The following is a 23,514-nucleotide window of genomic DNA, read 5'->3' on the forward strand; positions in this document are numbered from 1 at the left end:
TTGAGGTTTATTTGGGCATCACAATGATCACAAAAGATAGGGGGAAAGCGAATGAGTTCAGATAAAACTCTTGAATTTATGGGAATCGCCATGAAGTACTTCCCAGAGGCTAAAGCGAAGCTTGAAGCAAGCGGGATTCCATTCTCAATGGAGATGGCAGAGCCCTTCATGGAGCTCTTTAAAAGCGTAATGCAAGAAGCTTATGAGCTTGGAAAACAAGATGCTCAGCGTTAATTAAAGGCAGGCTGTCCGGTAAAAGGGCAGCCTTAAATTTTTTTATTCTTTTTTCAAGAACTTGGCGATCAATGGGTTAAGATTAATTTTATCAATGGTCGGTTTGTATTGACTGTATAAGCCCATCAATGTTTCGACTCTCTCCATCAATTGCATGGAATCAACCTTCGATTCCTCTTGCACAGGTTCAGCTTTCCTGCCAAACATCAAATTCGAAAAATGATCATCCTGGTCTCTCTCGCTGTTGCGATTGAATATGTCCATAATAAATGCCTCCTATCTCCTTTTATTAATAATGTATGTCCCTAATTTCGCCTGGCATAGGCGCTTGTCCGACTTCGGAAAGAGATTTCTTTAGCTTTTCAAATTGTTAACTCTTGCAAGGAAGTGTTTTTTTATATAAAATTAGTACCAGGTAATAATAGATGATTATAATATCTCATTAAAATATAAGGGGATGGCAAGATGAATGCTGGAATACTAGGGCTTGGCCGCTACTTACCCGACAAAATCGTTACAAATGCGGATTTAGAGAAAATTATGGACACTTCCGATGAGTGGATTCGGACTAGGACGGGTATTGAGGAAAGAAGAATTGCAAAAGATGATATTGATACATCAGATATGGCTTATGAAGCCGCAAAAGCTGCATTGAAAAATGCGGAAATTTCGGCTGAAGAGATAGATTTAATTCTTGTAGCTACTGTTACACCGGATCAGTCATTTCCTTCTGTCGCTTGCATGATTCAAGAGAAATTGGGAGCGATGAAGGCAGCTGCAATGGATGTAAGTGCTGCATGTGCCGGTTTTATGTATGCAATGATCACGGCACAGCAATTTATTAAGACAGGTGCATATAAGCATGTGTTGATTGTCGGTGTTGAAAAGCTTTCGAAAGTAACCAATTGGGAAGACCGTAATACTGCTGTACTTTTTGGTGACGGAGCGGGTGCAGCTGTACTTGGACCTGTATCTGAAGGCAAAGGGGTCCTTTCCTTTGAATTAGGCGCAGATGGAACTGGTGGGAAGCACTTATTACAGGAAGGAGATTTCATTCATATGAATGGACGTGAAGTATTTAAATTTGCTGTCCGTCAGATGGGGGAATCCAGCCTGGGTGTATTGGACAAAGCTGGTTTGACAAAAGAAGATGTGGATTTACTTGTTCCGCATCAAGCAAACATACGCATTATGGAAGCCTCAAGGGAACGCTTGGGTCTCCCACCTGAAAAAATGACAAAAACGGTTCATAAATATGGAAATACTTCATCAGCGTCCATTCCAATGGCCCTTGTGGAAGAAATGGAAGCAGGAAGAATCAAGGACAATGACTTAATCGTCATGGTCGGTTTTGGTGGTGGCCTTACATGGGGAGCTATCGCTCTTAGGTGGGGTAAATAAAAGAAGAAGCAAAACGTAAGAGCTTTAAAAATAGGAAGGAGCCATTTTTAATGACTAATCGCCGTGTAGTTGTAACAGGTATTGGAGCAATCTCTCCAGTTGGTAATGATGCAGAAACTGGATGGAAGAATATAATCGAGGGGAAGTCGGGGATAGGGCCTTTAACTCGTTTGAATGCTGAAGAATTCCCCGTTAAAGTGGCTGCTGAAATCAAAGATTTTGATATAGAGACATATATAAATCGTAAAGAAGCACGCAAAATGGACCGTTTTACCCATTATGCAATTGCAGCTTCCGTTATGGCATATAATGATAGCAAGCTGGAAATAACCGATGAAAATGCTGCACGAGTCGGGGTCTGGATCGGTTCGGGTATCGGCGGACTGGAGACACTTGAAACACAGCATGAAAACTTTTTAAACAGAGGATATAAGCGGGTGAGCCCATTTTTCGTTCCAATGATGATTCCGGACATGGCAGCCGGCCAGGTTTCTATCTTACTGGGTGCAAAAGGAATCAATTCATGTACGGTGACAGCCTGTGCAACAGGAACAAATTCAATTGGTGACGCGTTTAAAGCCATTCAACGGGGCGATGCCGATGTCATGATCACAGGTGGAGCCGAAGCGCCAATCACAAAAATGTCGGTTGCAGGCTTCTGTGCAAATACGGCCTTATCGACCAACCCTGATCCACAAACGGCTAGCCGTCCTTTTGATCTTAATCGTGATGGTTTCGTAATAGGAGAAGGAGCTGGAATTATCGTTCTGGAGGATCTTGAACATGCATTGAATAGAGGAGCCAAGATTTATGCTGAAATAGCTGGTTATGGCTCAACTGGAGATGCCTTCCATATTACCGCTCCGGCACCAGGTGGAGAAGGCGGGGCAAGAGCGATGAAAATCGCAATTGAGGATGCAGGTTTGAATCCGGAAGACATCCAATATGTGAATGCCCACGGAACGAGTACGCCATACAATGACAAATACGAAACGATGGCAGTCAAAGAAGTCTTTGGCGACCATGCTAATAAACTTGCAATAAGTTCCACTAAATCAATGACAGGCCATATGTTAGGTGCAGCAGGCGGTGTGGAAGCAATATTCACGATTCAGGCAATCAGGGACAGCATTTTGCCTCCAACCATCAATATTGAAACACCAGACCCTGAGTGTGATTTGGACTATGTTCCGAATCAAGCAAGGAAGGGCGAAATTAATGCAGCCATCAGCAATTCACTTGGATTCGGTGGGCATAACGCAACTATTCTTTTCAAGAAATATCAATAAGTTTTGAAGGAAGGGCAGATCTTTTGGGATCTGCTCTTTTTATGTTGAAGGGAAAATGCAAATGCAAAGGATGTAATATGTGTCAACCGCCCTCTTTAAATCATACGATAATCAATAGAAGCGGAGGTGTATGGGAAATGGGAGTCATTTCAACCAATGAATGGATGAGGAAGGATTTCAACCGCCCGGTCCAGATGATGGAAAGACTTAAAAGTACATTCAACAACCTTAATGCGGACATGATTTATCATCATTTATTGAAGCATGGCATGTATTCGCCGAATCAAAAAACAAAACTCACATGGGAAGACTTAAAAGAAAATAATATATGGGAAAAAACACAAAGCTTGTTTACAGCTTATAAGAAGCTATGGGGAGGGCCTGATGTTCCCATATATATTTTTCCGCTCATGTCTTCAGGGATATGGAATAAAAAAGTTGAAACGAAGTCAGGGTTGGCATTTAAAGATAAACTATTCCTTTTTTACGGAAAGGGGATAGCCGAAAAGGAAATGGAGGCACTGTTGATTCATGAATATCATCATGTTTGCCGTCTGCATCATTTGAAAAAGGACCAAAAAGAATTCACTCTCCTGGATACGATGATCATGGAAGGACTGGCGGAAAGAACGGTAGGAAAATATTTAGGAGCAAAATTTTTAGCGAAATGGACTACGTTATATCAGGAAGATAAACTACGAGAATTTTGGAGCAAGTATTTAGAGGAAAAGCACATGATAAAACGTACAGATCCTCTTCATGATGTACTTCTGCTTGGGACGAAAGGATATCCATATATGCTTGGATACTGTAGCGGCTATTATCTGGTGAAAAATTCTGATAAACTCTCTGTGAAAAAATCATTCACTATTCAATCTGAAGAATTCTTATCAAAAAAGAGCTAATATATACGTTCTTTTTTTCTTAATCTGTTTTCTAGAATAGGAATAAATTGTATGGTTCCTGCCTATACTGATTGACAAACAGAAATTTGTTTAAGTGAGGGATGAATGATGCTATATCTTCATGATGTATGGGTTAACTGGTTTGAAGGAGAAGAAAACGGCTATAATATTTGTCATTTTCATGAATGGAGGAAGGATGATGGGATTGAACTACTAGATCAAGTTCCTTTGTTGAAAGTGTCATCAACATTGTTCCACTACATAGAAAACGACTTGTCGGAATTACCTAAGCCATTGCTGAATGATGTGTATCAAAAAGCATATGCAAGGAAAAATCATGAACGAATACAGCTTGACTATTGTTTTATCGTGACTGACGGAAATGGAATTTTAGCTGTTGATACGATAGGTTATCATATTCCGATAAGGAAAAGCAGAATAATTCCCCGGCAGGAACAAATTGTTTATGACATGATAGAAAACCATGATGAGATGGATTACACCTTTACTGAAAAACCTACATCTGAGAAAGAATATCATATTTTGTCGCCGTCTCCCTTATTCATGAACGGTTTGACAAGAAAAGAAAGACAGCTTAAGCAATTGCTATTCATGGCCATGGACCAATTATTCACAGCGAAAAACACTGCTGAAATCCGCTATTGGTACACAGAATGGGCCCCTGAAAAATATGAAAGCATTCAAGAAATGGATTTTCAGATAGCTTGGCTTGAGTTATATGAAGAAATGAAGGAGGGCTGGTCAGAGAAACACCTTCAACTTTGTGAAAATCTTGTTAAGGGTCAGCCTTTTTTTGAAAAGCTCTGGCAAGTGGAGGCTGGCGATAGCCCATCAATATTATGAACAAAAAAAGACGATCCGTTGAGGATCGTCTTTTTTTTATCTCTTTCTCCCAAGTCCCATGCCATTATACATTTTTCTGATCATTTTATTGGCTTCAATGTTCGCCTTTTCTGCACCGCGGTCCAGAATTTCATCCAATTCAGGCGAATCGATCAATTCATTATAGCGTTCCTGGATTGGTAGGATTTCTCCAAGAACCACCTCAGCCAAATCACTTTTAAAGTCACCATACCCTTTGCCCTCATACATCTCTTCAATTTCTGAATAGGATTTTCCACTGAAGATGGAGTATATGGACATCAGGTTGGAAACGCCCGCTTTGTTTTCCTTATCGTAACGGACAATTCCTTCCGAATCGGTAACTGCGCTCTTGATGTTTTTTTCGATTTGCTTCGGATCATCCAATAGGGCAATCGTTGCCTTTTTATTAGGATCAGATTTGCTCATTTTCTTGGTTGGTTCTTGAAGGGACATGATACGGGCCCCTTCTGTAGGAAGGCTGATTTCCGGGATTTTAAATATATCATTATGCTTTTTATTGAACCGTTCAGCTAAATCGCGTGTCAATTCAAGATGCTGTCTTTGATCTTCCCCGACAGGAACCACATCTGTACTATAAAGGAGAATATCGGCAGCCATCAATGGCGGGTAAGTAAGCAGTGCTGCGGATACCCCTTCTTTGCCAGCGGATTTGTCCTTAAACTGCGTCATTCTCTCAAGTTCACCAATATAGGAGATACTTTGTAAAATCCAGCCCGCCTGTGCATGCGCTGGTACTTCTGATTGAATGAAGATGGTATTCTTTTCAGGATCCAAGCCAATGGCCAAATATAAAGCGGCCAATGTTTTAATGTTTTTCCTTAACTTTATGCGATCTTGTGGAACTGTAATTGCATGCTGGTCAACAATACAAAAGAAACAGTCATATTCATTTTGTAAGTTAACGAATTGTTTCATGGCTCCGATGTAATTTCCTAAAGTAACGGAACCGGATGGCTGAATGCCGGAGAAAATCCTTTTCAACTGCTAGTCACTCCTCTAATTACGTTTATTGATAAATGGATATTCGCTCTTCATTATTGTAAGGATAAATAGAAAATGAATCCACTTTCTTTGAAAGAAATGTGCGGTGCTCCCATGATAGGGAAACGCTCATTTAAATCTTGTGGAGGGCCGTTTTGTCCTGTATCGATGCCATTCTGAGAATACGAAATGTCCACTATACTGTATTTTAGCATTTATTCATATTAAATGTATAATCGAAAAGGCAAACAAGCAAATAGAACGGTTTTTCCGTTTCTTTTTTTTGAATATGGAAGAAATGAAGGGTTCAAGGAAAATCAAACCGTTTAACATATTTCACAATGAGCAGACCATTTTAGGGAAGGATACTCACAAGGGAATACAGGATTGTTAACGTATTCTTAAAGCTGAAACTTTGTAAGGCAAGTTTTTTAATTATTTATAATATATAGGATTAAAGTTAATTGTTTGTGGTATTAAAGAAAGGGGTTTATTATATTTGTTGAATATTGATGACTGATGGCGAATGAGGTGGAGAAAATGAAACCAATGTGTAAATGGTTGATGACAGGTATGTGCATATTCCTGATTCAACAGCCAGTTCATGCACAAGACATGAACGAAGCCAGGCAGGTGGCATTAGAAAATAAAGAATTGCCTGCGAGCGTACCGCGTTTTGTTTTTGATTCGGGGTTGAAATTTGGCTATCCGGATGCTGTGCGCGGAATATATGTGACCGCACCTGCAGCGGGTGGCAATAAATTGAATGAACTTATTAAATATGTAGATGAAACCGATTTGAATGCAATGGTCATTGACATTAAGGATGACAGGGGGAACGTTACGTATCAAACCGAAGATCCCGATTCTCCATATGCTGGGATTGGTAAAGACTACATAAAAAATCCAAGGGCAATGCTGAAAAAATTTGAGGATAAACAGATTTATCCGATTGCAAGGGTAGTCGTCTTTAAAGATTCCCTTCTGGCTAAAGAAAAGCCTGAATTATCATTTTTAGATGGTGAAAAGGTATGGAAGAATGGTCGAGGGGAAGCCTTTGTTAACCCATTCTTAAAAGAAGTGTGGGATTATAATGTCGGTATTGCCATTGAAGCGGCAAAGATGGGTTTTAAAGAAATTCAATTTGACTATGTCCGTTTTCCTGAAGGATTCGAAAATAAAGAAGAAGATTTGAAATATGATGTTGGTGAATATGATGAAGCGAAAGTAAGTCATACAGCCAAAAGGGTTCAGGCAGTGACAGATTTCGTAAGTTATGCGAGGAAACAACTGGAGCCATATGGTGTTGAGGTGTCAGTGGATATTTTTGGATATGCAGCTACGTTGCCTGAAGCTCCTGGAATTGGGCAAAACTTCACTAAAATCTCTGAGAATGTCGATGTAATTTCCTCGATGATCTATCCAAGCCACTGGACATCTTATTTTGGTATCGATAAGCCAGATTTGGAGCCTTATAATCTCGTAAAGGAATATGCGAAATTGGAGAACGGGAAGCTGAAGGAATTAAAAACACCACCTACTTCAAGACCTTGGCTACAAGATTTTACTGCCTCATATTTAGGAGAGGGTAATTACCAAAGGTATGGTAAGGAAGAAGTGGAAGCCCAAATAAAAGCATTGAATGATAATGGTATTGATGAATACTTATTATGGAATGCAGCAAATCGATATACAAAGGGAGTAGACTATACCCCATAAAAAAAAGGATGACCTTGGAAGATCCTTCCGGTCATCCAAATTCTCTCTGAATTACCGCTTTTTATTCCCGCCAACTTGACTCCACCCTGACTGAATTCGTTTCGATTGATCGAAAATATGAGAGTGACGTTTCCCGCCAAACCATTTTTCGCCGATGCCATTCGTCACAACGCCATTCACAGCTGTAATGCCAATAACGCAAGCAGCGACTAAAAAAAAGTCCAAAAAGTAACTAATCATCAAAACCCTCCTAATATTTTCAAGCTATTCAAGTTCCATTGTAGTGGATAAGAAAAAATCTGGAAAGTATAAACTAGCAAATGAGGAGATTAAATTATGAATTGGTATGAAAAGCTAAACCAGTATTTCCCTATTGAAGAAATGAAGTCCAAAGAGCATATAGAAGTTCTTTTAGAAGATAAGCAGGAAATATATAAAAAGGATGAAGGTCCCGACCATGTTTTATTGTATGTGGAAGGGGAAGAGTTTATATTCGTTGATTACCTTTTTGTATCCAAGAAATCAAGGGGGCAGGGACTAGGAAGGAAATTGATTCAAAAATTACAAAAGAAGCAGAAAACGATCTTGCTGGAAGTAGAACCAGTACAAGAAAATGATGATGATACATTTAAAAGGCTGAAATTTTATAAAAGGGAAGGATTCCAGCATGCTTCTTCGATTTCCTACAGCAGAAAATCACTTGCGACTAAGGAGAATACGCCTATGGAAATCTTATATTGGCCGGCAGATCCATCTGTTGATGAAGAAGACGTATTTGATTTCATGAAAGAAATTTATTCTGAAATCCATACTTACAAAGATGATGATCTTTATGGGAAATCTTATCAAGATGTAGAAGATGTACTAAGCTTGAATGCAGGTCAGGAAACGGATATTTTTAAAGAGATGGAAGTTTGAGAAAAAAGGGCCGGTTGCACTCCGGCCCTTTTTAGTTTGTCGAAGAAAGTACGGAAGAGGACGAAAAATTGCGTGAACGGCCGAAAAAAAGCTCAGGATAACGAAAAAGTTCTCCAGCAGAAAACAACCGGAACATTTTTCACAGAAAAATTGAGGCAAACTGTCTTTTCATAGAATTTGTCAATAAAAGGAGGTTCGGAATGGTTTTACCCCGAACCATGTTTTTTAAAAGAAGACTTGGTTAACCTTCAATTTTCACTTTTTTTATTTGGATGTAACCCCCAATATATTGAAAGAATTTGCGACACTGCCGAAATACTGGCTTGGGAAGACCCCACAGGCGCTTGAGGCAAGGAGGCTTGGCAGACAATCGGCGGAAAGGGATCGGATTTCTGTAATCAACTGGATAAAATCGTTCTTTGAGGGATTGTAAAATTTGAAAGTTGCCTCAAGGCAGTCTCGTACCTTCCGTTCCAATCAACTTTGTTTTAAAATTCAGATAGAAACCATCCTTTTGACAAAAGGGTATTCGTAATAGTCTCATCCCGAACCATGATTTTAAACAAGATTAGATTATTCTTCATGTTTTTTTACTATAATCCTTTTTGGATTGAAGAAATTTGCGACACTCCTGCCGAATAACTGGCTTGCTGAGACCCCACAGGCGCTTGCGGCGAGGAGGCTTGGCAGACAGTCGGCGGAAAGGGAGCGGATTTCTGAAATCAAGCTGGAAATTTAAAATAAAAAAACTGCAGGCAAATTGCTCTATATGTTTTTTTTTTTTGCATATTTTGCAGGAAAACGAATATCTATAACTTCTTGGATGGTAGATTGCTCCCTTATCGCTGATTTTTTCGAATTACCTTTTTTACTTTTGGAAATATATGTGCTAAAAGAATGGTTTTTCTTGTAAAAGGAGGAATTTGCTTTTTATTAAAGAAAATATATTAACATGATCTTGTTTATTGACAAAGATTGGGGGTAAATAAAAGTAACGAGTTAGTTAAAAAATCATGAGGGCCGTATTGAGAGTTAAATGAGAATGGTAGGTAGGTATTTTCAATTAGAAAAAGCGGTTTTAATGTATTACATAAAAAACAGAAATAGCTATAGTACAGGCAAAACTAGAAGTTTAAAAGGATTTTTCCAAATATCAAAAAGGGTATTCATTTTAAAAAAATTAGTGTATAATAAAGAAAATGAATTACTTATTTAAAATTATTTCAAATTAGAGTGGTACTTATGAATACTAATAGTAGATTTCCCCTCATAGATCACCGATTCTATATTTAGGGAGTGTGAGTAAACATGGTAACATTATATACATCACCTAGTTGTACTTCATGCAGAAAAGCAAAAGCATGGTTAGAGGAACATGAGATTGGATATAAAGAAAGAAACATTTTTTCAGAACCGTTAACGATTGATGAGATTAAAGAAATTCTTCGAATGACAGAAGATGGAACCGATGAAATCATTTCAACACGGTCAAAAACTTTCCAAAAGTTAAACGTAAATTTAGAGAGCCTGCCTCTTCAAGAATTATATAAATTGATCAAGGAGAATCCAGGTCTGTTGAGACGTCCAATTATCCTTGATGAGAAACGTCTTCAAGTTGGTTATAATGAAGATGAGATAAGACGCTTTTTACCGCGTAAAGTTCGTACCTTCCAGTTACGGGAAGCACAACGTATGGTCAACTAATAAGGTCTTTCAAGCTCTGCCAGGATATGTGCAGGGCTTTTTCTTTATACATAACCGATTTTCCGCTGGTTTTTTTAACTTAATGACGGGGAACATAACAGGATTCATAGGCGACAGCAGACGTTTCCGATCTGCAGCAGGTCCCTTGAACCGGTCATCATTTAAAGAAAAAATAAGAATGCAGATCATAATGCCGTGTATATAATAAGGCATTAACGGCAGTAAGATTAAAATTGAATAAAGCATTATGATAGTTGCATGCGGATGAATTTTTTTATAGAATGAATGGAATATTAGGCAAACAATTGTTTTTTAGATAAGTAATGTTTTTTATTTCCCTTCTTCAAGGTTTTGTCATAAAATGATGTAAAATAGTCTGTTTTAATGACTATCATGATTTACAGTATTCACTTACGGGTAAAGAGCTTTTAAGAGCAATTTTCGCTTGGGGGTTATTATCCCTTCAAAATGAGAAAGGAAGGGAGAGGGGAATCATGGAAATCGAACGCATTAATGACGATACAGTAAAATTTTATATTTCCTATATAGATATTGAGGAAAGAGGCTTTGATCGCGAAGAAATTTGGTACAGCCGCGAGCGAAGTGAGGAACTTTTTTGGGAAATGATGGATGAAGTGCATCAAGAAGAAGAATTCATGATTGAAGGACCTTTATGGATTCAAGTTCAAGCCCTTGAAAAAGGCTTGGAAGTTTTGGTCACAAAAGCCCAGCTTGCCAAAGATGGTCAGAAACTCGAGCTGCCTCTTTCAGATGATAAGTTAAGGGATTTGAATGTATCAGACAAGATGGATACGCTTCTTGATCAACATTTTCATGGTAAAGATGAAGAAGGCGGTATGACATTCGAAGATGGTATGATTGAATTCATCACGATATTCGAGGATTTTGAAGATGTCATTTCATTAAGCAAGCGTCATGGCTTGGATGACTGGACGACAAAACTTTATGTTTATCAGAATAAATATTATCTTTATATCGAATTTTCCGAGGCAGAGATTGATGAGGAAGAAATCGATAATGTTCTAAGTCTTTTATTGGAATATAGTCAGGAGTCACCTATAACGGTGCACATGCTTGAAGAGTACGGGAAGATAGTTATCGATAATGATGTATTCACAACGGTCGATAAATATTTCGCATAGACTGTTGAGGCCGATTTCAGTAGAAATCGGCCTTTTCGTCCAAGAATAAATGTTTTTTACCTTAGCAGGGAGGTTTTTAAATGTGCCTGTGTTTGTTAATTGGAGGTAGTCTAGGTGAAGAATATAGTTGGCATCGGTCTGCTTATTCTCTTGTTGGTCAGCACTTGGTATTTTCTAATAAATGGTGTCGATAGCGGGCTGATTTTTTACTCTAGCCTTATATTGACCCTTTTCTTGGTGATAATTGGATTCAACATTTTCCTGGAAAACCGAGATCCCATCCAGACCATAACATGGATTGTTATTTTTGGCGCTTTTCCATTCATCGGTTTCATTTTTTACTTTTTGTTTGGCCGTAATTTTCGGAAAGAAAGGATATTTCGCAAGAAGTACTTTTTGGATAAACAGAGTTTCGTGAAAATAAGCGGCGAAGCTGAATATAATGAACGAATAAAGGAAATGGGCGAGAACCCTCAGCAGTTAATCACTCTTGCAAATAGACTGGGGAATAGCCCTATTTCATTTACAACTGAAACTCGAGTTTTAAGGAATGGTGAGGAGACATTTTCCAATATCATCGAAGAATTAAAAAAAGCCAGACATCATATTCATTTAGAATATTATATAGTGAGGGATGACCGCATTGGCGGTCTGCTAAAGGACATCTTGATACAAAAAGTAAAAGAAGGGGTAGAGGTCCGATTTCTCTATGATGCGGTTGGTTCTTGGAAGTTAGCTCGCTCTTATATCGATGAACTGAGGAATGGGGGAGTCGAAATGGTGGCCTTTGGTCCGTTGCACCTCCCTTTATTAAATAATAAATTCAACTTTCGTAACCATCGTAAAATAATTGTGATAGATGGCTCTGTCGGTTTCATCGGCGGCCTCAATATTGGGGATGAATATTTGGGACAAAATCAGAAATTCGGTTCTTGGCGGGATACGCATCTTATCATAAAGGGGGAAGCGGTCAGGACTTTACAGCTTATATTTCTGCAGGATTGGTATTATAGCACCAATAATAGTTTTTTAAGTGATGAATATCTCATGGCTGGCCTGCCGAACCACCACGGACATGGCGGAGTTCAATTGATTGGCGGCGGGCCGGATAGTGAGTGGACGATCATTAAAAGCATTTTTTTTAAGATGATAACTTCTGCAGAAAAGTCCGTCTGGATTGCCTCCCCGTATTTCGTTCCTGATGATGATATCTTACAAGCGTTGAAGGTGGCTGCTTTAAGTGGTTTGGATGTCAGGCTGCTCGTCCCGAAGAACCCCGATAAACGTATCGTATTTCATGCTTCGAGAACTTATTTTCCCGAATTGCTTGCTTCCGGAGCTCGTATATTCCAATATAATGAAGGCTTCATGCATAGTAAAATCATCATCGTTGATGACCAACTGGCCTCAATTGGGACAACCAATATGGATATGAGAAGCTTTCACCTGAATTTCGAAGTCAATGCTTTTCTCTACCGGACAGAAAGTACTCAGCAGCTGGTGAATGATTTTTTGGAAGATATAAAGGTATCCCAAGAGGTGGAGATTGATGCGTTTTCCAAACGGAATTTCGGTTTGAAAATATTGGAGTCCACTTGCCGTTTGCTTTCACCCCTTCTTTAGATACTTTCCTTTATGCCGATCAGGCATTTTTTTTTGCTGATTAAAAGGATTCCTAAGCGAAGCAGGCGAATGTAGTGGATGAGGAGGAGATTTATGCTAACTGCGATAAAAAAGGATGGGACATGGATTACCCTCCCTGAAAAGATATCGGCAAACGTGATTGATGAATGGAGAAAGTCAGCAGATTATTATTGTCCATGCTGCAAGATGGAAATGACCATCAAAGCGGGAAACGTCAGGATTCCGCATTTCGCCCATAAAAATGGTTCGTCATGCCGTGCTTTTTCAGAACCGGAATCCGCCTATCATTTAATGGGAAAAAGACAATTGTTTCAGTGGTTTTTATCACATGGTTATCAAGTGGATCTAGAAGCCTACCTTCCCGAAATTAAGAAAAGGGCTGATATTTTAGCTAGGATAGGAGGTAATCGCTATGCAATAGAATTTCAATGCTCAGTTATCCCTGAGGCTGAATTCATGGAAAGGACAAGAGCCTATCAAAGCATAGGCATCAAGCCAATCTGGATCCTCGCTGCAAAACGCTTAAAAAGAAAAAGCTTGTATGAATTCAGTTTATCCCGCTTCCAATGGCTCTTCGTCACCGGCAGCTTCCATCATCCGTTTCTTTGGATGTATTGCCCGGAAACTGATCATTTATCAGTTTTGAAGAACCTCACTCCTTTTACCCCTAGAACCGTCTTTGCCGAATTGACAACAGCTTCTTTAAAGCTGCTTCCCCCTAATCGTGCATGGCCCCAAAACTGCTTTAGTTTCCCTTTTCTGCCTGCGTGGAGATATAAACGAAATGGCTGGTCCCTCCATCGAGTGAAAACAGCACGCAAATGCGATCCTTTTTTCGAAGGGTTATATTTACATCATATTTCACCTGCGACACTTCCCATTGAATTGGGTGTTCCCGTCAGTGGGATGCTGTTAATCGAAACTGCCTCGATCGAATGGCAGGCATGGTTATACATGGATGTGTTTCAAGAGAAAAGAACAGGGGAAAAGATTTCTATGGCTGATATTATCCACATTTTTAGAAAGCGTTCAAAAAAAGGGGAGATAAAGTTCAGACCGTTGCCATTGCTCCATGAAAAACCCATCGAGTTTCCTGTAGGTCAATATATCATGCTTTTGGAGCAATTGGGTTATCTATCAAAGCTGGAAGAAGGGGTTTTTAAAGTTGAAAGGGAATTTCCCCTTCCCTTAACCAGTGATCAAGCTCAAATTTTGGAAAAAAGTTTCTATGATAAGCATAAATTGATGATGGAAAAGGGGAATATCCAGTATAATCAGTGATAACATCTCTATTTATCTTGAATTCAGGTGAATTGGCAGGATTATTTTTGTGAATGGAGAAATAGTAATAAGAACTGGGAATTAAAAACTTTAAAAAGAATGAACGCCGAATGAAGTATTGCGGCGTTCAATCCGGTTTAACGAGTTAGCCCAATGGCAAGTTTCTATGAGAATGGGGAGGAATTTTTTATGGCACAGGAAACAAAAGCGAATACATTACCCTCAAGAAGTGAAATAGCTCCTGAAGATACTTGGAGACTGGAAGATATCTTCGCAACCGAGGAAGATTGGGAAGCTGCCTTCAAAGCGGTAAAGGAAGACCTCAAGAAAGCGGGGGCACATAAAGGGACGTTAGGAGAAAGCGCAGAAAAATTATATGCGGCCCTTCAACTCCAAGATGAAGTATTCGAGAAGCTAGGGAAAGTTTATTCTTATTCACATATGCGCAATGATCAAGATACGACCAATCCTTTTTATCAAGGGATGGAGGATCGGGCAAAAGCTTTATACGCCCAGGCAGCGGCTGCGTTTTCATATATGGTTCCTGAACTATTGAGTATTGACGAAAGCAAAGTGGAAGGGTTTTTGGAAGAAAAAGAAGAATTGAAATTATATAAACATTCTTTAGAGGAAATTAATCTTCAGAGACCCCATATCTTATCTGCAGAGCAGGAAGAATTATTGGCGCAAGCATCAGAAGTACTCGATGCATCGGGCAATACTTTCGGAATGCTTAACAATGCCGATTTGAAATTCCCGACCATCAAGGATGAAGAGGGAAATGAAGTGGAAATAACTCACGGAAGGTATATCAGTTTTCTTGAGAGTGAAGATCGCCGTGTACGTGAGGAGGCATTTAAAGGGGTATACAGCAAGTATGGGGAGTTCCGTAATACATTTGCTTCAACCCTGTCAGGTGAGGTGAAAAACCACAACTTCAATGCCACGGTTCGAAAATATGATTCAGCACGGCAATCGGCGTTAAGTAATAATAACATTCCGGAGACCGTATACGATAATCTCGTTAAAACGGTCAATGACAACTTGCCATTACTGCACCGTTATCTTGATTTACGGAAAAAAGTACTGCAATTAGATGAACTTCATATGTATGATCTATTCACTCCCCTTGTTAAAGAAGTGAAGATGGAAGTGACATATGACGAGGCCAAAGATTATGTCCTTAAAGGTCTTGCTCCGCTTGGGGAGGACTATTTGAACGTTTTGAAAGAGGGATTTGAAAACCGTTGGGTCGATGTACATGAAAACAAAGGGAAACGAAGCGGTGCCTATTCTTCTGGTACATACGGGACGAATCCTTATATTTTAATGAACTGGCAAAATAACGTCAATAACTTATTTACGCTCGTTCATGAGTTTGGGCATTCGGTCCATAGCTACTATACACGTAAATATCAGCCATATCCATACGGGAATTATTCAATATTTGTAGCGGAAGTTGCATCGACTTGTAATGAAAACCTGTTGAATGATTATTTACTGAATTCAATCGAAGATGAAAAGAAACGCATCTATTTATTGAATCATTACCTGGAAGGTTTCCGTGGCACATTGTTCCGACAAACGATGTTTGCAGAGTTTGAACATACCATTCATTTAAAGGCTCAAAATGGGGAAGCGTTGACAGCGGATATGCTTACTAAGGAATATTATGAGCTGAACAAGAAATACTTTGGTGAGAACGTGACCATTGATGAAGAAATCGGTTTGGAATGGGCTCGTATTCCACACTTCTACTATAATTACTATGTTTATCAATATGCAACCGGAATCAGTGCAGCAACAGCATTGAGCAAGCAAATCCTTGAAGAAGGAGAGCCTGCTGTCAAAAGGTATCTGGAGTTCTTGAAGTCAGGAAGTTCCGATTATCCGATTGAAGTACTAAAAAAGGCTGGCGTCGATATGACAAAATCCGAGCCTGTACAAGAAGCCATGAATGTATTCGAAGAAAAATTAAACGAGTTGGAAGAGCTTTTGAAATAAATAGGATGTAGAAGGGACCCGAGCACTTCGGGTCCTTTTCAACTTATATGGATGTCCGTCATAATCCTTTAAAACGATTTCTCTGATTTAAGCTATGAAGAATTATGAATAAAACAAAAAATAAAATAGGGGAGGTAAAATACAGAGGAATGAGGTTCATGATACCGAGTAGCTGGACAAATAGCGACCCTATCAAGAGTATGAGTAGAATAAATCCTTTCAATTTGGTCACCTCCAACCTGGCAGCAGTAAAAGCTCATCTGCTCTTTATTAGATAGTATGTTTTAGAATAAGCAGTATTCTAAGAATATGACAATAATGTGAAGTTACGCACAAAGTTCTTGCAAATAAGGTGTATAATCTGCTATAGTACAGATATAGAAGTTATCACATCCCAAACATATACCCCTTTGTTTGTTCGTCGTGAAATTTCTCCCATCCCCTTATTCGTATAAATAGATGAAAACCCCAGCAAATTTCGCGATTTGCCGGGGTTTTTCATTTGCATAAAAAGTAATAAGATAAAAAATGGTACCGATTGTAACAAAAGTTGAACAAAAGATTAAGTAATAAATAGAAGTGATTTAATTATTATTGTGATATGATTCACAATTAGATTATTTCCCAATCTATATCAGATATCAAAAACACTTATAACTTAAATTTAAAAGGGCTCTTATTTAGCTATATTCCTGAAGGGATAATAAAAAATGAAAAATATATATTGTGAACAATTTGTGAAAAGTTACACATATTGTTGAAACATAAATGGGTTATCTGTTATATTATTTATTGTGAAGTGAATCACAAACAAACTTATACCCCTTTGTTTGATCGTGAAAAAAATTTCTCCCATCCCCTTATTTCTTATAAAAAAACCATGCAATCTTTCGATTTGCATGGTTTTTTCTTTTTTTATATAACAAATTAAAGAAGCAGTCAAATTCATGACTGCTTCTTTGTATATCTCCAAAACGTTCCGTATTTAGCAGGTATTTTCTCTGCCAACTGTTTTAAAACAAGTTTTTTCATTTCCAACTCGACGTTATTCTTATTCATATTATAAACCGTTTCAATTTCCTTTGTGGCCACTAGTTTGAAACAGCTTAAAAACTCTTCGAGAGAAGGGGGCTTTGCAGGGGCGGGAAGACCATTCAGCATATCTTCTAAAATTTGAACATATACCTCGTAAGAATAGACACCCGAAACTTTAATTCCCTCTTCTTCAATATTTTGATTGAAAAAAACAAGTGAAGGTATTTCAGTTACTTCCATTTCGCTTGTGATTTTCATGTCACATTGAAAGCCTTTGGCTGCACTGGAAGAATTGATGTCATAAAGGAATTCCTCCACATCCAATCCAACCATTTTGGCACATTCGGTCAGGACTTCGATATTGGATATATCCTTTTTTCCTATGAATACATATTCTTGAAGCTGCCTTAAAAAGCGAATGGCCAATTTACGGCCCTGCAATTCCGCTGCTTTTATTGCGATGGAAGCTGTGTATGGAGAAGAGATTGGGTTTTCGGACCAAAGGCTCCCGTCGCAGGACATTCCTGAGCGGCTGGCTGTCTTTTCCCAAACTTGAGCAATGTTTTCATAATTTTTATTTTTCCCCATATTAAGAGAATCGATTTTACCGCTTAAAACATGGCGTAAACTGAACAATTGGCCATATTCTATCTGTAATTTCCTAATAATTGGTTCTAAGCCCCAGCATTCGGGACAAAGCGGATCAACAAAAACATAAATTTCAATTGGCTTTTTTCCTATATCATAGCAATGCTGCGTCTTGATCCAATCGGAAATATTGAAAACTGGTTTTTGTGCGCTCAACTGCCTTCTCCTTTCCCGTCAGTTCCGGATGTATTGATCATATGCTGTGCCGTCAAATAGAGGCGGTGATAGAAAAACTCCCTAATCTCACCCTCAAGTCCAACTTCGTCCATAGCTTGATACATGCATGAGAGCCATGCTTTCGCACGTTCTGGTGTAATTTCAAAAGGTATATGTCGAGCCCGCAACATAGGATGGCCATGCTCTTCGGTATATAAAGAGGGACCGCCTAAATATTGAGTCATAAATTGTTTTTGTTTACGGACCGTTTCAGTTAAATCGTCAGGGAATATTGGCTGCAGATCCGGGTGTTGACTAACGTTGGAGTAAAACACATCAATTAATTTGTGTAATTGCCCTTCTCCAATTAATTCATATGGTGTAGGGTTCCCTTGCATCATGTTGATTACTCCTTTTAAAGAAAGATGGTTGATATTTATTCATATTTTATCAATGACGTACTGATATAACAAATATATAGCTTAAAGAAAATTTTACATCTGTAGTATGACACGGGGGAATGATCGGAAATGAGAGCTTTTGGGGAGCTTTACCATTTGTTCTGGATTCGTGGAATAAGCATATATAGACATGAAAAAACTGACCCGTCACAATAAAAACAGGGTCAGCTTGATTTAGCTTGAAAATGTGCCATAAACTTTTTGAACATAGTTCTGAGTTTCTTTAAATGGCGGGATGCCGTTATATTTATCGACGTTTCCTGGCCCTGCATTATAAGCAGCAAGGGCAACCTGGATGTCCCCGTTATAGCGTGCCATCATTTGACTTAAATATTTACTCCCGCCCATGATGTTTTGTTCTGGATCGGTTGCATCATCCACCCCAAGGCTTTTTGCAGTTGCTGGCATTAACTGCATAAGACCAGTTGCACCCGCATAACTGGTTGCTTCAGGGTTGAAGTTCGATTCTTGTTTAATGACAGACTTAATCAGTTTTTCCGGGAGATTGTATAAACTGGCCGCCTGGCTGATGATATGATCATAGTTTGTTGCGGTTTCGCTGTTCTGATTGTTAGCATGTGCAGTGGATATCGGGTTGATGTTCATGGATGTTAGGCCGCCGGGTTGAAGAAAGGACTTCGTTTCCGCTTCCACATTGGACAATAAGGAACCCAATGTCTGCGAAGTGCCTTCAAGTGCATCACCCGAAACTAGTTCCGAGAGCATGTCCTGGAAAACGGATCGAGATGAATTTGTATTTGTGATGTTGCCATTTGTGAATTGCTGGATTGGCTGCAATTCCATAAACGTTTTGAAATCTTGGATTTTCAAACTCTCCACCTCCGAATGGGTTCAAACAGGATTATTTCAGGAATTTGGCACGATAAAACCTCTTAACTTTATTTTCGGTTTCCCTTACCGGAATTTTAAGGGTTTCAAGGAGGGTCAGGAAATTTTTTTTCCCGGCTTTTGCATCCGTCACTTCATATTCAAGCTCAAAGTCTTCCTGATTCAAATACGAACTATAATCTAAAACAAGTAAACCCTCTTTGTAAGGAAATTCAAAACGGTCCGTCTTTAGTGTCCCAAAGCAGGTAAAGTCTTTTGGATCAATTCCGCATTCGAGGATAAGATGGTGGATCTCGCCATCAGGGAATGTGTTATGTTTCAGAAACGCATATGCGGTTTCTTCAGGAATATCTTGATTCGTTTCCAATAATCCTTCTGTAGCGGGCTGTTTTAAAGTCAGCTCATAACGCCCGTTTTTCTCCCGGATCCTAAGCGCAGAGTCTTGATTTTTCAAAGAGAATCCGAGTGTATCGAAGTAATGATTTTTCTGTGTTTTAAAGTTCGAAGCCCCGACATCAAAGTATTCGATCAGTTGACGAAATTCTTTTTCGGTTATGAGGTTTTTAAATTCAATTTCAATATGCTGGTTCATGTGTACCTTCCTTTCCGGCTGATTCTTAGGTTAATCATATAAGAACCATTCCAGCTGTCAAATTGAATTCAATAATTTTTTGCTATTGTACTTGAATATTTAGGAATCAATTGCAGGATATGATAAAATATAAACGTTGAGCATTGGAAATGGATTATCGTATATATAGAAATTTAATACATACTTTTTGCTAGAGAAAGATTTAATAGGATCCAGTGGTGAATTGGCATAAAGTCATGTGACTGCTGGATTTAGGAGAGCGTTCTGCCCATACCAGAGTTGAACAGGCGCTTTTTAGATAGATATAGGTGGTGTGGCAATGGAGAGTTGGGACGATTTCTTGGCGCCTTATACTCAGGCTGTCGAAGAATTAAAGGTTAAGCTAAAGGGATTAAGGAAACAGTTTGAGAGAGAGAATATTCACTCACCGATCGAATTTGTAACAGGCAGGGTAAAACCGATTGTCAGCATTTTGGATAAGGCGAGCCTGAAGGATATTCCCATTGATAAATTGGGAACTGAAATTCAGGATATTGCAGGGCTTCGCATGATGTGTCAGTTCGTGGATGATATAGAACAGGTAGTTGAACTATTACGAGGTCGCAATGACTTTGAGATAGTCGAGGAGAGGAATTATATTTCCCATAAAAAAGCAAGCGGCTATCGTTCTTATCATGTTGTAATCCGCTATCCGGTCCAGACGATTCATGGCGAAAAAAATATCCTTGCCGAAATTCAAATCAGGACTCTTGCAATGAATTTTTGGGCGACGATTGAACATTCTTTAAATTATAAATATAAAGGCATTTTCCCGGAAGATATTCAACTGCGACTTAAACGTGCAGCGGAAGCGGCGTTCCTGCTTGATGCAGAGATGTCACAAATCCGTACGGAAATCCAAGAAGCACAGCGTCTTTTTTCCAGGAAGAAAGATTCTTGAACGCATAAATGGGTTAACGAGAAGAAATCTAATTTGTGAGGTGGGATTACATGAAATTTGCGATTACGTCAAAAGGAGATGCGAAATCGAATACTTTAATGCAAAGGATGCGAACGTACCTTCAGGACTTTCATTTGGAATATGACGAAGATCAGCCGGATATTGTCATTTCTGTCGGTGGTGATGGCACTTTATTATATGCTTTTCACCGTTATAAGAATCGATTGGATAAAACCGCCTTTGTTGGAGTACATACAGGACATCTTGGGTTTTATGCAGATTGGACCCCTGATGAAATTGAAAAATTGGTGATAGCTTTAGCGAAAACCCCATTTCAAATAGTGGAATATCCACTGCTCGAAACGATCGTCCGTTATCAGCATGGAGGACGGGAAGCCAGATTTTTGGCTTTGAATGAATCAACAGTCAAAAGTGTTGAAGGGACGCTCGTCATGGACGTTGAAATACGCGGCCAGCATTTCGAGACGTTCCGTGGAGATGGTTTATGTATTGCGACGCCATCTGGAAGCACGGCGTATAATAAGGCGCTTGGCGGGGCCATCGTCCATCCATCAATCGATGCCATCCAGATTACCGAATTGGCATCCATTAATAACCGGGTGTTTAGGACGGTAGGATCTCCACTTCTGCTGCCGGCACATCATACGTGTATGTTCAGGCCGGTCAATGCGGTCAATTTTCAAATTACGGTCGACCATTTGTCCTTGCTTCAGGAAAATGTAAAGTCGATACAGTGCCGAGTGGCAGATGAAAAGATCCGATTTGCCAGATTCCGCCCTTTTCCTTTCTGGAAAAGAGTGCATGATTCATTTATTGCTAATTAAGGAGATATACTCACCTCATGTCAAATCAAAACTTTTCTTTGACCTGGTCGGTTTTTGAAGAGGATTCTGGCTCTTTATTGAGAGAGTTCCTCAGCAAATGCGATATTTCAAAACGAGCATTAACGGATATTAAGTTTAAAGGTGGATATATCCAGTTGAACGGCGAAGAAGTAACCGTAAGGGAACGGATTGAAACAGGCGACATCGTCACCGTCATATTTCCGCCGGAGCAGGCAAGCGAAGGCCTTTTGCCGGAACCCATCCCCCTGAATGTCAGGTATGAAGATGAGTTTGTATTGGTGGTGGCCAAGCCCCCTTCCATGAATACCATCCCTTCCCGCGAGCATCCCAACGGCAGTCTGGCGAATGGCTTGGCGGGTTATTATAGGAAGACTGGTATACAGGCAACGATCCATATAGTTACACGTCTTGACCGGGACACATCAGGTCTGGTATTAATTGCCAAGCACCGGCATATCCATCACCTTTTAAGTGAACAGCAAAAATCAGGACAGGTTAAACGGAGATACCAAGCCATAGCTGAGGGAATCGTTGAAGGACCAGTAGGAGAGATAGTGGCGCCAATCGGACGAAAATCGACCAGCATCATTGAACGGGAAGTCAGGGAGGATGGCCGTTATGCCCGTACCCTATTTAAGGTATTGGCACACACAGAGTCCCATACATTCCTTAATTTGGAATTACAAACAGGGCGTACACATCAAATCAGGGTCCATATGGCGCATATTGGTCACCCGCTGGCTGGTGATGATTTATATGGAGGGAACAGGAGAGGGATCCCTCGCCAAGCCCTTCATTGTTTTGAATTGAAATTTTTACATCCTTTCACCAAGAAGATGATGTTGTTTCAAGAAGCGTTACCAGAAGATATGACCCGTTTGCTCGAGGGAAGTAAAGGATGAGATTCCTGACTTTATAACGGGGCCGCATTAAAACGAATTCAAGTTTATGAAAAAATCCATAGACGGCAAAAAAAACTCACCAAGATGGCGAGTTTTTTTGGTTAATCAAAAGATGTCCTGAATTTTTCCGCTATATATGGCATGGTTGAAGGCACCTCTTGAAGTTCCATTTCGGGATAACGGACAGCCGTCAGTTTTCCACCGAAGACGCAGCCTGTATCAATGTTGTATGTATGATTGACTCGTCTAGCTTCAGGGACTGGTGTGTGTCCATATACGATCCATGTTTCCCCTTTATATGATTGGGCCCAGTCTTTCCTGACCGGGGACCCATCGGGATGTTTGGAGCCATTGATATCACCATAGAGGACAAAGGTTTTTACCTTACTGCTATATTGACCAATATAGTCACTGCGAATTCCTGCATGGGCAATGATTAATCCCCCTTCATCAATGAGTTGATAAAGTGGGGAACGTTCATACAGATCCATGAATTTTTTTCGGATCTTCTTCTGCTCCCGAATGTTCAGTGATTCATATTCAGCTACAGTAGTCTCTAAACCGTGTGATATTTGAACTTTATTGCCTGAAAAATAACGATACAATTTATTGCAGTGGTTACCTGGGGCATACCTTGCTATATTTTGGTTAATGACTAATTCATGGACAACCTCGATTACTTGAAGGGAGTTTGGGCCGCGATCGGTTAAATCCCCTACAAAGCCGAGAATCCTTCCAGAGGGATGTACAGGAACCCCAGTCTCCCAGGTATAGCCCATTTTTTCGGTCAGCTGCCTGAATTCAGCGAAACATCCATGAATGTCCCCTATGATATCGATGTTCATTTGACACACCCTTTGTTTGTTTTGTATATGTTTATGGTATTAGTATAGTATTATTTAAAAAAATAAAATAT

The 23,514-nt window shown here is 39.5% G+C and carries 23 protein-coding genes; 15 read left to right on the forward strand and 8 right to left on the reverse strand.

Annotation, left to right across the window (positions count from 1 at the left end):
* Window positions 1-51 precede the first annotated feature (51 nt).
* Window positions 52-234: a ComZ family protein gene (locus tag NYE63_RS06775; protein WP_034314525.1), complete on the forward strand. Its 183-nt coding sequence runs from the start codon at window positions 52-54 to the stop codon at window positions 232-234.
* Window positions 235-276: 42 nt separating this feature from the next.
* Here NYE63_RS06775 and NYE63_RS06780 read toward each other — a convergent pair whose 3' ends face one another.
* A complete protein-coding gene (locus NYE63_RS06780) occupies window positions 277-498 on the reverse strand; it encodes a hypothetical protein (protein WP_342604576.1) in 222 nt (73 codons plus the stop codon).
* A 201-nt stretch (window positions 499-699) separates the two neighbouring features.
* Here NYE63_RS06780 and NYE63_RS06785 point away from each other — a divergent pair, with 201 nt between their 5' ends.
* The 4 genes from NYE63_RS06785 (at window position 700) to NYE63_RS06800 (ending at window position 4,693) form a co-directional block, all read left to right on the forward strand.
* Entirely contained in the window at window positions 700-1,635 is a 936-nt protein-coding gene (locus tag NYE63_RS06785; protein ID WP_342604577.1) for a beta-ketoacyl-ACP synthase III, read from the forward strand.
* A 50-nt stretch (window positions 1,636-1,685) separates the two neighbouring features.
* Window positions 1,686-2,924 (forward strand): beta-ketoacyl-ACP synthase II, encoded by a 1,239-nt coding sequence (gene fabF, locus NYE63_RS06790; protein WP_063232185.1) that lies wholly within the window; start codon window positions 1,686-1,688, stop codon window positions 2,922-2,924.
* A 137-nt stretch (window positions 2,925-3,061) separates the two neighbouring features.
* Window positions 3,062-3,829 carry a DUF2268 domain-containing putative Zn-dependent protease gene (locus NYE63_RS06795; RefSeq protein ID WP_342604578.1) on the forward strand — a complete coding sequence of 256 codons (768 nt, stop codon included), beginning with the start codon at window positions 3,062-3,064 and terminating at the stop codon, window positions 3,827-3,829.
* 108 nt (window positions 3,830-3,937) lie between these two features.
* A complete protein-coding gene (locus NYE63_RS06800) occupies window positions 3,938-4,693 on the forward strand; it encodes a YjbA family protein (protein ID WP_034314514.1) in 756 nt (251 codons plus the stop codon).
* 36 nt (window positions 4,694-4,729) lie between these two features.
* On the opposite strand, the gene trpS is transcribed toward NYE63_RS06800, so the two are convergent.
* Window positions 4,730-5,716, reverse strand: coding sequence for a tryptophan--tRNA ligase (gene trpS, locus NYE63_RS06805; RefSeq protein ID WP_063232183.1), 987 nt, complete (start codon window positions 5,714-5,716; stop codon window positions 4,730-4,732).
* Between the two features lie 573 nt (window positions 5,717-6,289).
* On the opposite strand from trpS, the gene NYE63_RS06810 reads away from it, so the two are divergent.
* The gene (locus NYE63_RS06810; RefSeq protein WP_342605697.1) at window positions 6,290-7,435 is read left to right on the forward strand and encodes a putative glycoside hydrolase; all 1,146 of its coding nucleotides are present in this window, start codon (window positions 6,290-6,292) and stop codon (window positions 7,433-7,435) included.
* Between the two features lie 51 nt (window positions 7,436-7,486).
* Here the strand turns inward: NYE63_RS06810 and NYE63_RS06815 are convergent, their stop codons facing one another.
* The gene (locus tag NYE63_RS06815; protein WP_034314508.1) at window positions 7,487-7,675 is read right to left on the reverse strand and encodes a hypothetical protein; all 189 of its coding nucleotides are present in this window, start codon (window positions 7,673-7,675) and stop codon (window positions 7,487-7,489) included.
* Between the two features lie 96 nt (window positions 7,676-7,771).
* Between NYE63_RS06815 and NYE63_RS06820 the strand changes: the two genes are divergently transcribed.
* The 6 genes from NYE63_RS06820 (at window position 7,772) to pepF (ending at window position 16,149) form a co-directional block, all read left to right on the forward strand.
* Window positions 7,772-8,353, forward strand: coding sequence for a GNAT family N-acetyltransferase (locus NYE63_RS06820; RefSeq protein WP_342604579.1), 582 nt, complete (start codon window positions 7,772-7,774; stop codon window positions 8,351-8,353).
* 1,308 nt (window positions 8,354-9,661) lie between these two features.
* A complete protein-coding gene (gene spxA, locus NYE63_RS06825) occupies window positions 9,662-10,057 on the forward strand; it encodes a transcriptional regulator SpxA (RefSeq protein ID WP_034314502.1) in 396 nt (131 codons plus the stop codon).
* Between the two features lie 494 nt (window positions 10,058-10,551).
* Entirely contained in the window at window positions 10,552-11,220 is a 669-nt protein-coding gene (gene mecA, locus NYE63_RS06830) for an adaptor protein MecA (RefSeq protein ID WP_342604580.1), read from the forward strand.
* A 114-nt stretch (window positions 11,221-11,334) separates the two neighbouring features.
* Complete coding sequence (cls, locus tag NYE63_RS06835; RefSeq protein ID WP_342604581.1) at window positions 11,335-12,843, forward strand: cardiolipin synthase; 1,509 nt, start codon at window positions 11,335-11,337, stop codon at window positions 12,841-12,843.
* Window positions 12,844-12,936: 93 nt separating this feature from the next.
* Window positions 12,937-14,145 carry a competence protein CoiA family protein gene (locus NYE63_RS06840; protein ID WP_342604582.1) on the forward strand — a complete coding sequence of 403 codons (1,209 nt, stop codon included), beginning with the start codon at window positions 12,937-12,939 and terminating at the stop codon, window positions 14,143-14,145.
* A gap of 189 nt (window positions 14,146-14,334) precedes the next feature.
* Entirely contained in the window at window positions 14,335-16,149 is a 1,815-nt protein-coding gene (gene pepF, locus NYE63_RS06845) for an oligoendopeptidase F (RefSeq protein WP_342604583.1), read from the forward strand.
* Between the two features lie 945 nt (window positions 16,150-17,094).
* Here pepF and NYE63_RS06850 read toward each other — a convergent pair.
* From NYE63_RS06850 to NYE63_RS06865, 4 genes are all read right to left on the reverse strand, one after another.
* On the reverse strand, window positions 17,095-17,961 hold the full coding sequence (locus tag NYE63_RS06850) for a ClpXP adapter SpxH family protein (protein WP_260398031.1): 867 nt from the start codon (window positions 17,959-17,961) through the stop codon (window positions 17,095-17,097).
* 23 nt (window positions 17,962-17,984) lie between these two features.
* The gene (locus tag NYE63_RS06855) at window positions 17,985-18,389 is read right to left on the reverse strand and encodes a globin (protein WP_048686552.1); all 405 of its coding nucleotides are present in this window, start codon (window positions 18,387-18,389) and stop codon (window positions 17,985-17,987) included.
* Between the two features lie 234 nt (window positions 18,390-18,623).
* Complete coding sequence (locus tag NYE63_RS06860; RefSeq protein ID WP_342604584.1) at window positions 18,624-19,280, reverse strand: lytic transglycosylase domain-containing protein; 657 nt, start codon at window positions 19,278-19,280, stop codon at window positions 18,624-18,626.
* A gap of 31 nt (window positions 19,281-19,311) precedes the next feature.
* The gene (locus NYE63_RS06865; RefSeq protein WP_342604585.1) at window positions 19,312-19,890 is read right to left on the reverse strand and encodes a CYTH domain-containing protein; all 579 of its coding nucleotides are present in this window, start codon (window positions 19,888-19,890) and stop codon (window positions 19,312-19,314) included.
* 319 nt (window positions 19,891-20,209) lie between these two features.
* On the opposite strand from NYE63_RS06865, the gene NYE63_RS06870 reads away from it, so the two are divergent.
* From NYE63_RS06870 to NYE63_RS06880, 3 genes are read left to right on the forward strand one after another with little or no spacing between them, the layout of a single operon-like run.
* A complete protein-coding gene (locus tag NYE63_RS06870; protein ID WP_034314484.1) occupies window positions 20,210-20,830 on the forward strand; it encodes a GTP pyrophosphokinase family protein in 621 nt (206 codons plus the stop codon).
* 50 nt (window positions 20,831-20,880) lie between these two features.
* Complete coding sequence (locus NYE63_RS06875; protein WP_053534153.1) at window positions 20,881-21,675, forward strand: NAD kinase; 795 nt, start codon at window positions 20,881-20,883, stop codon at window positions 21,673-21,675.
* 17 nt (window positions 21,676-21,692) lie between these two features.
* Window positions 21,693-22,598 carry an RluA family pseudouridine synthase gene (locus NYE63_RS06880; RefSeq protein ID WP_342604586.1) on the forward strand — a complete coding sequence of 302 codons (906 nt, stop codon included), beginning with the start codon at window positions 21,693-21,695 and terminating at the stop codon, window positions 22,596-22,598.
* Window positions 22,599-22,699: 101 nt separating this feature from the next.
* Here the strand turns inward: NYE63_RS06880 and prpE are convergent, their stop codons facing one another.
* A complete protein-coding gene (prpE, locus tag NYE63_RS06885) occupies window positions 22,700-23,443 on the reverse strand; it encodes a bis(5'-nucleosyl)-tetraphosphatase PrpE (protein WP_342604587.1) in 744 nt (247 codons plus the stop codon).
* Window positions 23,444-23,514: the final 71 nt, after the last annotated feature.

Source organism: Peribacillus sp. FSL E2-0159 (assembly GCF_038643155.1).
Lineage (GTDB): Bacteria > Bacillota > Bacilli > Bacillales > DSM-1321 > Peribacillus > Peribacillus simplex.

Bases quoted from the DNA above. Each gene is read 5' to 3' on its own strand.
- NYE63_RS06775 (WP_034314525.1), top strand. From the start codon at position 52: ATGAGTTCAGATAAAACTCTTGAATTTATGGGAATCGCCATGAAGTAC.
- NYE63_RS06780 (WP_342604576.1), bottom strand. From the start codon at position 498: ATGGACATATTCAATCGCAACAGCGAGAGAGACCAGGATGATCATTTT.
- NYE63_RS06785 (WP_342604577.1), top strand. From the start codon at position 700: ATGAATGCTGGAATACTAGGGCTTGGCCGCTACTTACCCGACAAAATC.
- fabF (WP_063232185.1), top strand. From the start codon at position 1,686: ATGACTAATCGCCGTGTAGTTGTAACAGGTATTGGAGCAATCTCTCCA.
- NYE63_RS06795 (WP_342604578.1), top strand. From the start codon at position 3,062: ATGGGAGTCATTTCAACCAATGAATGGATGAGGAAGGATTTCAACCGC.
- NYE63_RS06800 (WP_034314514.1), top strand. From the start codon at position 3,938: ATGCTATATCTTCATGATGTATGGGTTAACTGGTTTGAAGGAGAAGAA.
- NYE63_RS06810 (WP_342605697.1), top strand. From the start codon at position 6,290: ATGTGCATATTCCTGATTCAACAGCCAGTTCATGCACAAGACATGAAC.
- NYE63_RS06815 (WP_034314508.1), bottom strand. From the start codon at position 7,675: ATGATTAGTTACTTTTTGGACTTTTTTTTAGTCGCTGCTTGCGTTATT.
- NYE63_RS06820 (WP_342604579.1), top strand. From the start codon at position 7,772: ATGAATTGGTATGAAAAGCTAAACCAGTATTTCCCTATTGAAGAAATG.
- spxA (WP_034314502.1), top strand. From the start codon at position 9,662: ATGGTAACATTATATACATCACCTAGTTGTACTTCATGCAGAAAAGCA.
- mecA (WP_342604580.1), top strand. From the start codon at position 10,552: ATGGAAATCGAACGCATTAATGACGATACAGTAAAATTTTATATTTCC.
- NYE63_RS06840 (WP_342604582.1), top strand. From the start codon at position 12,937: ATGCTAACTGCGATAAAAAAGGATGGGACATGGATTACCCTCCCTGAA.
- pepF (WP_342604583.1), top strand. From the start codon at position 14,335: ATGGCACAGGAAACAAAAGCGAATACATTACCCTCAAGAAGTGAAATA.
- NYE63_RS06855 (WP_048686552.1), bottom strand. From the start codon at position 18,389: ATGATGCAAGGGAACCCTACACCATATGAATTAATTGGAGAAGGGCAA.
- NYE63_RS06865 (WP_342604585.1), bottom strand. From the start codon at position 19,890: ATGAACCAGCATATTGAAATTGAATTTAAAAACCTCATAACCGAAAAA.
- NYE63_RS06870 (WP_034314484.1), top strand. From the start codon at position 20,210: ATGGAGAGTTGGGACGATTTCTTGGCGCCTTATACTCAGGCTGTCGAA.
- NYE63_RS06875 (WP_053534153.1), top strand. From the start codon at position 20,881: ATGAAATTTGCGATTACGTCAAAAGGAGATGCGAAATCGAATACTTTA.
- NYE63_RS06880 (WP_342604586.1), top strand. From the start codon at position 21,693: ATGTCAAATCAAAACTTTTCTTTGACCTGGTCGGTTTTTGAAGAGGAT.
- prpE (WP_342604587.1), bottom strand. From the start codon at position 23,443: ATGAACATCGATATCATAGGGGACATTCATGGATGTTTCGCTGAATTC.